At 45.9% G+C, this 11,826-nt stretch carries 8 protein-coding genes and 10 tRNA genes; 2 read left to right on the top strand and 16 right to left on the bottom strand.

Annotation, left to right across the window (positions count from 1 at the left end; translation table 11 throughout):
- Positions 1-169: 169 nt before the first annotated feature.
- Entirely contained in the window at positions 170-2,743 is a 2,574-nt protein-coding gene (gene leuS, locus IQR33_RS27290) for a leucine--tRNA ligase (protein ID WP_005384121.1), read from the bottom strand.
- Positions 2,744-2,896: 153 nt separating this feature from the next.
- Between leuS and IQR33_RS27285 the strand changes: the two genes are divergently transcribed.
- Entirely contained in the window at positions 2,897-3,367 is a 471-nt protein-coding gene (locus IQR33_RS27285; protein ID WP_005373024.1) for a zinc ribbon-containing protein, read from the top strand.
- Positions 3,368-3,451: 84 nt separating this feature from the next.
- Here the strand turns inward: IQR33_RS27285 and lnt are convergent, their stop codons facing one another.
- From lnt to miaB, 5 genes are all read right to left on the bottom strand, one after another.
- Positions 3,452-4,969 carry an apolipoprotein N-acyltransferase gene (gene lnt / locus IQR33_RS27280; protein WP_005384119.1) on the bottom strand — a complete coding sequence of 506 codons (1,518 nt, stop codon included), beginning with the start codon at positions 4,967-4,969 and terminating at the stop codon, positions 3,452-3,454.
- A 33-nt stretch (positions 4,970-5,002) separates the two neighbouring features.
- Positions 5,003-5,902: a CNNM family magnesium/cobalt transport protein CorC gene (gene corC / locus IQR33_RS27275; RefSeq protein ID WP_005384118.1), complete on the bottom strand. Its 900-nt coding sequence runs from the start codon at positions 5,900-5,902 to the stop codon at positions 5,003-5,005.
- Positions 5,903-6,007: 105 nt separating this feature from the next.
- Positions 6,008-6,472 carry an rRNA maturation RNase YbeY gene (ybeY, locus tag IQR33_RS27270; protein WP_005373030.1) on the bottom strand — a complete coding sequence of 155 codons (465 nt, stop codon included), beginning with the start codon at positions 6,470-6,472 and terminating at the stop codon, positions 6,008-6,010.
- 2 nt (positions 6,473-6,474) lie between these two features.
- On the bottom strand, positions 6,475-7,572 hold the full coding sequence (locus IQR33_RS27265; RefSeq protein WP_053303002.1) for a PhoH family protein: 1,098 nt from the start codon (positions 7,570-7,572) through the stop codon (positions 6,475-6,477).
- A gap of 73 nt (positions 7,573-7,645) precedes the next feature.
- The gene (gene miaB, locus IQR33_RS27260) at positions 7,646-9,070 is read right to left on the bottom strand and encodes a tRNA (N6-isopentenyl adenosine(37)-C2)-methylthiotransferase MiaB (RefSeq protein ID WP_005373038.1); all 1,425 of its coding nucleotides are present in this window, start codon (positions 9,068-9,070) and stop codon (positions 7,646-7,648) included.
- Between the two features lie 257 nt (positions 9,071-9,327).
- Here miaB and IQR33_RS27255 point away from each other — a divergent pair, with 257 nt between their 5' ends.
- Complete coding sequence (locus tag IQR33_RS27255) at positions 9,328-10,506, top strand: 2-octaprenyl-3-methyl-6-methoxy-1,4-benzoquinol hydroxylase (RefSeq protein ID WP_017635664.1); 1,179 nt, start codon at positions 9,328-9,330, stop codon at positions 10,504-10,506.
- Positions 10,507-10,642: 136 nt separating this feature from the next.
- Here IQR33_RS27255 and IQR33_RS27250 read toward each other — a convergent pair.
- The 10 genes from IQR33_RS27250 to IQR33_RS27205 all read right to left on the bottom strand — a co-directional run bounded on the left by IQR33_RS27250 (position 10,643) and on the right by IQR33_RS27205 (position 11,815).
- Positions 10,643-10,727, bottom strand: a tRNA-Leu gene (locus IQR33_RS27250).
- 53 nt (positions 10,728-10,780) lie between these two features.
- A tRNA-Gln gene (locus IQR33_RS27245) sits at positions 10,781-10,855 on the bottom strand.
- Between the two features lie 50 nt (positions 10,856-10,905).
- Positions 10,906-10,990 (bottom strand) — tRNA-Leu (locus IQR33_RS27240).
- 29 nt (positions 10,991-11,019) lie between these two features.
- Positions 11,020-11,104, bottom strand: a tRNA-Leu gene (locus tag IQR33_RS27235).
- Between the two features lie 46 nt (positions 11,105-11,150).
- Positions 11,151-11,227: transfer RNA gene (locus IQR33_RS27230), tRNA-Met, on the bottom strand.
- 22 nt (positions 11,228-11,249) lie between these two features.
- A tRNA-Leu gene (locus IQR33_RS27225) sits at positions 11,250-11,334 on the bottom strand.
- Positions 11,335-11,387: 53 nt separating this feature from the next.
- Positions 11,388-11,462 (bottom strand) — tRNA-Gln (locus tag IQR33_RS27220).
- Between the two features lie 30 nt (positions 11,463-11,492).
- Positions 11,493-11,577 (bottom strand) — tRNA-Leu (locus IQR33_RS27215).
- 54 nt (positions 11,578-11,631) lie between these two features.
- Positions 11,632-11,708: transfer RNA gene (locus IQR33_RS27210), tRNA-Met, on the bottom strand.
- A gap of 22 nt (positions 11,709-11,730) precedes the next feature.
- Positions 11,731-11,815 (bottom strand) — tRNA-Leu (locus tag IQR33_RS27205).
- Positions 11,816-11,826: the final 11 nt, after the last annotated feature.

Genomic DNA, 11,826 nt, shown 5'->3' with positions numbered 1-11,826 from the left:
AAAGAGAAAAAGCGCATTGATTGTATTCATCCTAAATTGAAGGGGTTATTTACCTTAAACCACTCATGTGAATGGTTTGAGGTAAATAAACAGGGTAGAAAACTACCCTGTTTAATGACTCTTGGTTAACAAATAAGTTCGCTAAACAGAGACAAATTGACAGCTGCGATTAGTTTGCAACAATGTTCAGCAGTTTACCTGGAACGTAAATAACTTTACGAATAGTCAGGCCATCAGTGAACTTAACCACGTTTTCGTCGTTTAGACCAAGCTGTTCGATATCGTCTTTAGAGATATCCGCTGGGACTGTTAGCTTCGCACGTAGCTTACCGTTAACTTGAACAACGATAGTTTTTTCGTCTTCAACTAGCGCTTTTTCGTCAAACGTCGGCCATGCCGCGTTATCAATGTCTGTTTCACCTAGTGCTGCCCATAGCTCGTATGAGATATGCGGAGTGATAGGGTAAAGCATGACAACAATAGCTTTCAGTGCTTCGTCAAGGATTGCACGATCTTGCGCAGATTCTTGAGGCGCTTTCGCTAGTTTGTTCATCAGCTCCATGATCGCTGCGATCGCGGTGTTGAATGTTTGACGACGAGCGATATCGTCCGTCACTTTCGCGATAGTTTTGTGAACGTCGCGGCGAAGTGCTTTTTGATCACCAGAAAGCGCTGAGGTATCTACTGCTTCTGCTGCGCCTTTCGCTGTGTGCTCTTTCACTAGTTTCCAAACACGTTTTAGGAAGCGGTTCGCACCTTCTACGCCAGACTCTTGCCATTCAAGTGTCATGTCCGCTGGAGACGCGAACATCATGAATAGACGTACTGTGTCAGCGCCGTACTTATCTACCATTTCTTGAGGGTCGATACCGTTGTTCTTAGACTTAGACATCTTGATCATGCCTGAGTGCGTTACATCGCGACCTTCAGTGTCTTTAGCAGAAGTAATGCGGCCTTTACCATCACGTTCAACGGCTACGTCTGTTGGAGCTACCCACTCTTTGCCGCCTTTCTCGTTCTCGAAGTAGAACGCATCAGCCAGTACCATGCCTTGACACAGTAGTTGCTTGAACGGTTCGTCAGAAGTTACGTAACCCGCATCGCGCAGTAGTTTGTGGAAGAAGCGTGAGTACAGTAGGTGCATACAAGCATGCTCGATACCACCGATGTACTGGTCTACTGGTAGCCAATAGTTTGCTTTTTCTGGGTCTAGGATGTCGTCCGCTTGTGGTGAACAGTAACGCGCGTAGTACCAAGAAGATTCCATGAACGTATCGAACGTATCTGTCTCACGTAGAGCAGGTTCGCCGTTAAAGGTTGTCTTCGCCCACTCTTTGTCTGCTTTGATTGGGCTCGTTACGCCGTCCATTACTACGTCTTCTGGAAGAATCACTGGTAGTTGGTCAGCAGGTACTGGGTGAACTTCACCGTCTTCAGTGGTTACCATTGGGATTGGCGCACCCCAATAACGTTGACGAGATACACCCCAGTCGCGTAGACGGAAGTTTACAGTCTTAGTGCCTTTGCCCTCTGCTTCTAGCTTCGCTGCGATTGCGTCGAATGCCGCTTGGAATTCTAGGCCATCGAATTCACCTGAATCGAACAGTACACCTTTCTCAGTGTATGCTGCTTCAGAGATGTCTAGCTCGCTGCCATCAGCAGGCTTGATAACTGGCACGATGTCTAGACCGTACTTCGTTGCGAACTCGTAGTCACGTTGGTCGTGCGCAGGTACAGCCATTACCGCGCCTGTACCGTAGTCCATCAGAACGAAGTTTGCTACGTATACTGGTACTTCGCGGCCGTTCAATGGATGAATAGCAGTAAGGCCAGTTGCCATACCTTTCTTCTCCATTGTCGCTAGCTCAGCTTCTGCAACCTTGTTGTTCTTACATTCGTCGATAAACGCTGCAAGCTCTGGATTGTTCTCTGCTGCAAGAGCTGCAAGAGGGTGGCCGGCTGCGATACCCACGTAAGTCACACCCATTAGCGTATCTGGACGTGTTGTGTAAACTTCTAGGTCTTGTTGACCCTTAACTTCAAACTTCAGTTCAACACCTTCAGAACGACCAATCCAGTTGCGCTGCATGGTTTTCACCATTTCAGGCCAACCTTCAAGCTTGTCTAAGTCGTCTAGTAGCTCTTGAGCGTACTCAGTGATTTTGATGAACCATTGAGGGATTTCTTTTTGCTCTACAGGCGTATCACAACGCCAGCAACAACCGTCTTCAACCTGCTCGTTTGCAAGAACAGTTTGGTCGTTAGGACACCAGTTAACAGAAGAAGTCTTTTTGTAAACTAAACCTTTCTCGTAAAGTTTAGTGAAGAACTCTTGTTCCCAGCGGTAGTACTCCGGTGTACATGTTGCGAATTCACGGTTCCAATCGTAACCAAAGCCTAGAAGCTTAAGTTGGTTCTTCATGTATTCGATGTTTTCGTAAGTCCAAGGTGCTGGCGCAGTTTTGTTTTTTACTGCTGCGTTTTCTGCAGGTAGACCGAATGCGTCCCAACCGATTGGTTGCATCACGTTTTTGCCTTGTAGGCGTTGGAAACGAGATACTACATCACCGATAGTGTAGTTGCGCACGTGACCCATGTGCAGTCGACCACTTGGGTATGGGAACATGGACAGACAGTAGAATTTTTCTTTATTTGGGTCTTCACTTACAACAAAGGTTTTGTTGTCATCCCAGTGCTTTTGAACTTTTTGTTCAATATCTTGTGGGTTGTATTGTTCTTGCATCGATGGTATCCGTTATCTTGGAATTTGTGAGTTCGGTTAGAACAGACTTAAATAGATCGTCATAGAATACCTAAAGCTAGGGATCACAACAATAGCCAATCTGTACCCATGCGCCCTTAAGTGACGCAGGTAGGAGAAAGATGGAGGTCAGTTATGCCTAAACGTAAAACAGGTTATGAGGAAATGCTCGAGGATGTGATTGAAACCTTGAAGCACAGTCCGGAAGAAGTTAACAAAGCGATTGAGACGTCGGGCAAAGTGGTGGATGCTGCTAATGACTTGACCAAAGATGAATTGGCTTTAATCAAAGCGTACCTTAAAGCAGACTTAAAAGAGTTTTCAGAGAGTTACGAGGATAGCAAAAGCGGTCCGTTTTACTTAACGATTGCGGATTCGATATGGCAAGGGCTGTTAGAGATTACAGACCGAACTAAAGTTGAGTGGGTTGAGTTGTTCGATGACTTAGAGCATCAAGGGCTATATGAAGCAGGAGAGGTGATAGGCTTAGGCACTTTAGTTTGTGATGAGTGTGGTCACAAGACAACGTATAACCACCCAACAGTAATCATTCCGTGTATTAAGTGTGGTCACAAAGGCTTTACTCGTCAGTCATTAAAGCCATAAATGGCGAGTAACGACTGTATAATGCAATGAATAAAAAAGAGGCTTAGTCGCCTCTTTTTTGTCTTTTCTACTTTCAAGCTGTTATCAGCTCTGTTTTCTTCTTAAACCGAAAGCCAGCGCTAAACTTAACCCTACCCAAATATACAATGGCCAAGTACCAACGATTCGATATGGCGTTTTCCCATCGGTTGGGGTGAGCTCTGCGCGCAGTACTGCAGTTTCAAACTGCGGAACTTGCTCAACGATTTTACCCTTGTGATCGGTTACCGCTGTTAATCCATTGTTAGTCGAGCGGATGAGCGGTTTGCCCAACTCTAAGGCACGCATACGGGCGATCTCCATATGCTGAAGAGGGCCGATAGAGTGACCAAACCATGCATCGTTTGAAAGCGTTAGAATGAAGTCTGTTTCGTCAGTCACATTTTGACGCACTTGCTCATTAAATATGATCTCATAGCAAAGCGCTGGTGCCATGTGCATGCCATTCGCAACGATGTTTGGCTGCACAAAAGCCCCACGGCTAAACGATGACATCGGTAGGTTAAAGAATGGCGCTAATGGGCGCAAAATATCTTCAAATGGTACAAACTCACCAAACGGTAGTAGGTGATGCTTATGGTAACGTTCGCTTAAATCGAAGCTGTAGTCACCGTATGGTGTGATGCCGAGGGACAGAATACTGTTGTAGAACTGTCGATCTTCAGCTTGATTGACGACACCGGTGATGATTGCGCTGTTATTCATTTTTGCAGCGCTGTCGATATTGCTCAAAAATGAAGGCACTTCAATTTCAAAAGCGGGAATTGCTGCTTCTGGCCAAACGATAATGTCAGCGTCCCAGTTTTCACGAGTTAAGTCAGCGTATTTCATGATGGTTGGCCAGCGTTGACTTGGTAGCCACTTTAGGTTCTGGTCTACGTTACCTTGAATCAGCGCGAGCTTAGTCGTGTCTTCTGGTCGGGGTGTTACCCAATCGTAGTTGCGAATCCCAAAGCCAGTACTGAGTAGTACCGCAGGGATAATCACCATCAGCCACTGCTTATGAATCCATGCATAGGCTAACGCCCCTGCGCTGATAAGGATAAATAGAGTAAGCAGTTCTACGCCGCCAATTGGTGCAAAGCTTGCGAGTGGAGCATCTATCTGGCTATAGCCTAGCCATAACCAAGGGAAGCCGGTCATCACCCAACCACGCAACCAATCACTGATCAGCCATAAAGCAGGTGCAGCGAGAAGTGCTTTTGTGAGCGTAAATTGAGGAAACAGTTTGTTGTTGAGCCAAGCAAATAAGCCTGAATAAACAGCCAAGTAGGCAACAAGTAAGCCCATTAAAAATAAATTGGCAATGAGCGGCATACCGCCAAAACCGGAGATACTGACGTAAACCCAGCTAACGCCAGTTGCAAATTGACCTAACCCCCAAGCATAACCAATCCATAGTGCGCGTTTCGGAGTTTGGTTAGCAAGAAGAATCAGTAGAATTGCAGGGCTAAGAATGGCAATAGGCCACAGCTGGTAAGGAGCGAAAGCGAGTGTAGTAGATGCGCCAACAAAAGCGGCCACTAAGGGCCGCTTAAGGCGATGAAAGAGTTCATTCATCATTGTAATTTTCTGAGATTCCCAATGGGTATCGCGTTACTCTTGAGTGGCTTCAACCAGGGTTTCTTCGTCTGGGATCGTCACTTGGAGTTGAATGACACGACGGTTATCGGCAGCGGTGACTTTGAAGTTGTAGCCTTCAATTTCAACCAGTTCACCACGAGAAGGTAAGTGACCAAAGGCAGTCATGACCATACCACCAACGGTATCAACTTCCTCATCGCTGAAGTTGGTTCCGAATGTCTCATTAAACTCTTCGATGGTTGTCAGCGCTCTGACAGCAAACGTATGCTTGCTCAGCTTACGAATGTCCGTCTCTTCACTTTCATCGAATTCATCTTCAATATCCCCGACGATTTCCTCAAGGATATCTTCAATGGTCACAAGACCAGAAACACCACCGAATTCATCGACAACAATGGCCATATGATAACGTTCTTCACGGAATTCTTTCAGCAGTCGATCAACGCGTTTACTTTCCGGTACTACAACCGCTGGTCGAATGACTTCTTCGATATCAAATGGATTGCTGCCTGAGCCTAAGTATTTAAGTAAGTCCTTCGCTAGAAGTATGCCTTCCACATGGTCTTTATCTTCGCTGATCACAGGGTAGCGAGAGTGTTGAGCATCGGTAATCAAAGCAACCAAGGTATCAAGGTCGTGAGTACGCTCAACTGTAACCATTTGCGAACGCGGGATCATAATGTCACGCACACGCATTTCGGAGATTTCCATAACACCTTCAAGCATATCGCGAGTGTCATGGTCAATCAGGTCGTTAACTTCAGAGTCGCGGATAACATCCACAAGCTCTTGGCGATCTTTTGGTTCGCCCTGAAATAGTTGACCTAGACGTTCAAAGAAGGACTTTCTACTCGGACCTTCTGCCTTTTCTTTCTTATCTTCGTTAGAAGAGGGAGAATTATCTTCGTTCATTGTTTCTCAATTAAGTAACGCTATCAGAAGTGTGATAGCACACATAGAGAGGCGAACACGAGAGTCATTTAGGTGGTTCGCCTTTCCCTGTCGAGTGGCCAATAGCTACTCTTTTTCAGCAATGTAAGGATCTTCATAACCCATACCTTGCATGATTTCGGTTTCGAGGGACTCCATCTCTTCGGCTTCGTCATCCTCTATATGATCATAACCTAGCAGATGCAAGCTGCCATGTACAACCATATGCGCCCAATGTGCTAGCAGAGGCTTGCTCTGTTCAACCGCCTCTTTTTCAACAACTTGGCGGCAAATAATCAAATCACCAAGTAAATCTATTTCCATACCAGGAGGTGCTTCAAATGGAAACGACAACACATTAGTTGGTTTATCTTTGCCGCGATACTCATGGTTGAGCGTATGACTTTCTTGTTCATCAACAATACGAATGGTGACTTCGGCTTGTGGCTGGAAGAGAGGTATTGTCTTATCTAGCCACAATTGGAAATCTTGCTGCGAAGGCAGACCTTCTTCATTTTCGACTGCCAGTTGCAGATCAAGTTCAATCGCCATGGTTATTCCTTAGTTGAAGCAACTTGTGCATTCAGTTCGGCTTTTGCTGCTTCTAGTAACTTCGCATCGCGTTCTTCACGACGGCGTTTCTCGAACTCTTTACGCTCTTTCTGGTCTTGTGCTTCCCACTTCTCGTACGCGTTAACGATACGAGCAACCACAGGGTGACGTACAACGTCGTCGGCCAAGAAGAAGTTAAAGCTGATGTCGTCAACTTCGCTTAGTACTTCAATAGCATGACGAAGACCCGATTTCGCACCACGAGGTAAGTCAATCTGCGTGACATCACCAGTGATAACCGCGCGAGAGTTAAAACCAATACGCGTTAGGAACATCTTCATCTGCTCAACAGTGGTGTTCTGACTCTCATCAAGAATGATGAAGGCGTCGTTTAGAGTACGACCACGCATGTAAGCAAGAGGGGCGACCTCAATCACGTTACGTTCAATCAGCTTCTCTACGCGCTCAAAGCCCAGCATTTCAAATAGGGCGTCGTATAGCGGACGTAGGTATGGGTCGACTTTCTGGCTTAAATCACCAGGTAGGAAGCCCAATTTCTCACCAGCTTCAACCGCTGGACGAGTAAGTAGAATACGGCGGATCTCTTGGCGCTCTAGTGCGTCAACAGCTGCTGCTACAGCAAGGTAGGTTTTACCTGTACCAGCCGGGCCAATACCAAAAGAAATATCATGCGTGACCATGTTAACCAAGTACTGCGCTTGGTTTGGCGTACGTGGTTTGATCACACCTTTCTTGGTTTTGACGAAGACTTCTTTACCATGCTCGATATTAGACTCAGTATTCTGCTCAAGAACACCAGACTCTTTGATCGCTAGATGGATTTGCTCAGGCTCAATATCTGGGATCTCACCTCGTAAAGGTGCGGTATCAACATATAGAGTTTTCAGGATATCCAGCGCAGCTGATGCGGTATGAGGTTTACCGACAATCGTAAAGTGGTCACTACGGTGGTTAATTTCAACGCCTAGACGACGTTCTAAATGCTTGATGTTGTCATCGAATGGACCGCACAGGCTAGCTAGTCGGCGGTTGTCTGAAGGTTCTAGGTTAATTTCTAGAGTTACGATTTTATTGCTCAATGTTGCCTCTCATTTTTTGCCACTTAGTGAGAGCCTGATAACGACCAGGCTCTCTATGGCTATTTATACGAGCTTACGGCGTAAAAGTAGCTACACCCAGCTCATCTTCGCGACGTGTTTTCGCCATCATCTGCGTTGGGGAAATCACACTACGAAGATCCATGTCTTTTTCAGTACGTACTAGCTCACCACGCAGTGAGTTTGCAAATACGTCTACGATCTTCACATCAACGAACTGACCAATTAGGTCTGCACTACCTTCAAAGTTTACTACACGGTTGTTTTCTGTACGAGCGCGTAGTTCCATTAGGTTTTTCTTCGAAGGACCTTCAACTAGAACACGTTGTTCTGTGCCAAGCATTAAGCGAGAGTAACGCATCGCTTGAGCATTGATAGTTTGCTGTAGTTCGTAAAGGCGCTCTTTCTTCACTTGTTCTGACACATCACAAGGGTAATCCGCTGCTGGCGTACCTGGACGTGGAGAGAAAATAAAGCTGAAGCTCATGTCAAAGTCTACATCTTTGATTAGCTTCATGGTGTCTTGGAAGTCTTTGTCTGTCTCACCAGGGAAACCAACAATAAAGTCTGAACTGATTTGAATATCAGGACGAGCTTTACGCAGTTTACGGATGATCGATTTGTATTCGATAGCGGTGTGAGGGCGTTTCATCATCGTTAGGATACGGTCACTACCACTTTGCACAGGTAAGTGCAGGAAGCTCACAAGTTCTGGCGTATCTTCGTATACTGCGATGATGTCGTCTGTGAATTCTAACGGGTGGCTCGTCGTGAAACGAATACGGTCGATACCATCGATAGACGCAACCAAACGAAGCAGTTCTGCAAATGAACAGATCTCACCATCGTGCATAGGACCACGGTACGCGTTTACGTTTTGACCCAGAAGGTTTACTTCACGTACGCCTTGTTCAGCAAGTTGGGCGATTTCGAATAGTACGTCATCCATTGGACGGCTTACTTCTTCACCACGAGTGTACGGTACGACACAGTAAGTACAGTACTTAGAGCAGCCTTCCATAATAGAAACGAATGCTGTCGCACCTTCAGCGCGAGGTTCAGGTAGGCGGTCGAATTTTTCGATCTCTGGGAACGAAATGTCCATAACTGGTGCATCATCGGACTGAGATTGTTTGATCATCTCAGGTAGGCGGTGCAAAGTTTGTGGGCCAAAAATAACGTCAACGTATGGTGCACGTTCACGAATATGGTCACCTTCTTGCGTTGCTACACAACCACCTACACCGATAACTACGCCAGGTTTCTTATCTTTTAGTGTTTTCCAGCGGCCTAGCTGGTGGAAAACTTTCTCTTGCGCTTTTTCACGGATCGAACAGGTGTTAAGTAGAAGTACGTCTGCTTCCTCTGGCTCTTCCGTCAGCTCGTAGCCGTTTGCAGCATTAAGCAGGTCGGCCATTTTTGATGAATCGTATTCGTTCATCTGGCAGCCCCAGGTTTTAATTAGCAGTTTCTTACTCATCTCACTTTCGCTCGTTCAGTTGTACTTAAATCGGAGAGCTATTGCTCAAATTATAGCCGCCATCACGGCGGTAAGCGGCGTATTGTACTGCTTTAAAAAGCACCTGACTAGTGATCTAGCTAATTCTCTGCAAAGCCTGATGAAATCTAGTTTTTCGCCCTATGCTGAACAAGGTTTTTTGTTAAACAATTTTGTAAAAGTAGCCATGGAAAGTACAATAAAAAACGCCAATTAATCAGCACGATGAAGAGTGAAAAATGAACAAGTATGACATCGCCGTGATCGGTGGCGGTATGGTTGGGGCAGCCGTCGCTGTTGGATTTGCCAAGCAGGGCAGAAGCGTTGTCTTGGTCGAAGGTACAAAACCTAAAGTTTTTGATGCCTCTCAGGCGATGGATATTCGTGTATCTGCAATCTCGCACCAGTCGGTGGAGTTACTTGATTCACTCGGAGCATGGTCAGAGATCAAGAGCATGCGAGTTTGTCCTTATCGGCGCTTAGAAACTTGGGAGCACCCAGAGTGCCGTACTCGTTTTCACTCTGATGAATTGTCATTGGATCAGCTAGGTTACATCGTTGAAAACCGCCTAATCCAATTAGGTCTTTGGCAAGTCTTCTCTCAGTATGAAAATCTAACCGTGATGTGTCCTGAGCGATTAAAAGCCATTGAGTTTGCAGATGTAAATCTTGTGACACTAGAAAGTGGGGCGCAGTTTGAAGCTAACTGGGTGATTGGTGCTGATGGTGCAAACTCTAAAGTTCGTCAATTGGCTGGAATTGGTGTAACTGCGTGGGATTACCGACAACACTGCATGTTGATTAATGTGAAAACAGAATTGCCTCAGCAAGATATTACTTGGCAACAATTTACACCTTCAGGCCCACGTTCATTTTTACCTCTGTGCTCTTTGAGTAACGACGATGGTCAAGTCGTAGGCCAAGGTTCTTTGGTTTGGTATGACTCGCCTAAACGTATTAAACAACTGTGTGCGATGAGTAAACCTCAACTAAGAGAAGAAATTTTACGTCATTTCCCTGCTGAATTAGGCGATATTGAAGTTTTACAGTTTGGCTCATTCCCACTCACTCGTCGTCATGCGCAAAGCTACTCAAGCAAAAATTGCGTGTTAGTGGGTGACTCTGCCCATACGATCAACCCGCTTGCAGGGCAAGGGGTAAACTTAGGCTTCAAAGATGTAGACGTTCTCCTTTCGGTAACAGAACAACAAGAAAAGCTGGAAGATACCTTACTCGCGAAATACGAACGCGCACGTCGACCTGACAACTTACTCATGCAGACGGGCATGGACTTTTTCTATAAAGGTTTTAGCAACGATCTAGGGCCATTGAAGTTCGTACGTAATGCTGCATTGAAGCTTGCTGAAAACTCAGGGCCAATTAAGGCTCAAGTACTGAAATACGCGTTAGGTATGTAGTAAGCTACTCAAATCACAGATAGAAAAAAAGCGAGCCATGAGCTCGCTTTTTTAATTCGGCAAATCTAATGATTTCCCGAGTCCAGAACCAAAAAAAAGAAAAAACCCAGCAAAGTCATGCTGGGTTTTCCGATAATGGTGCGGAAGGAGAGACTTGAACTCTCACACCTTGCGGCGCCAGAACCTAAATCTGGTGCGTCTACCAATTCCGCCACTTCCGCAACTTAATCTGTAGATATCAAGATAATTGGTAAAATCTCAATATCGTTGTATATGGCAGGGCTACCTGGATTCGAACCAGGGAATGGCGGCATCAAAAGCCGCTGCCTTACCGCTTGGCGATAGCCCTACAGCGTAAATAGTCAAAGACTACTTAACCTCTCTTATCGAGAGAAAGAATGGTGCGGAAGGAGAGACTTGAACTCTCACACCTTACGGCGCCAGAACCTAAATCTGGTGCGTCTACCAATTCCGCCACTTCCGCGTATTCTGATAGTGTAGATTAATTTAAGATGGTGCGGAAGGAGAGACTTGAACTCTCACACCTTGCGGCGCCAGAACCTAAATCTGGTGCGTCTACCAATTCCGCCACTTCCGCATCTTAAATCTACGTGACTGATAGCTAATGCTAGCAATCTAATCAATGGTGGCTACGACGGGATTCGAACCTGTGACCCCATCATTATGAGTGATGTGCTCTAACCAGCTGAGCTACGTAGCCATTTTAAATTTTTGACCAAGAATGGTGCGGAAGGAGAGACTTGAACTCTCACACCTTGCGGCGCCAGAACCTAAATCTGGTGCGTCTACCAATTCCGCCACTTCCGCAACTTGATCTGTAGATATCAAGATAATTGGTAAAATCTCAATATCATTGTATGTGGCAGGGCTACCTGGATTCGAACCAGGGAATGGCGGCATCAAAAGCCGCTGCCTTACCGCTTGGCGATAGCCCTACATTGCTCTAATAAAAGAGGCTTAAATAATGGTGCGGAAGGAGAGACTTGAACTCTCACACCTTGCGGCGCCAGAACCTAAATCTGGTGCGTCTACCAATTCCGCCACTTCCGCAACTTATTCTGTAGTTATCAAGGTAATTGGTAAAAACCTAAATAACGTTGTTTATGGTGGCTACGACGGGATTCGAACCTGTGACCCCATCATTATGAGTGATGTGCTCTAACCAGCTGAGCTACGTAGCCATTTTAAAACTTTGATCAAGAATGGTGCGGAAGGAGAGACTTGAACTCTCACACCTTGCGGCGCCAGAACCTAAATCTGGTGCGTCTACCAATTCCGCCACTTCCGCAACTTGATCTG

Source organism: Vibrio sp. OPT46, from assembly GCF_015163535.1.
In the GTDB taxonomy this organism is placed as follows: Bacteria; Pseudomonadota; Gammaproteobacteria; order Enterobacterales; family Vibrionaceae; genus Vibrio; species Vibrio alginolyticus.
The sequence above is the reverse complement of the archived record's forward strand: the minus strand, read 5'-3'. Positions and strand labels throughout refer to the sequence as shown.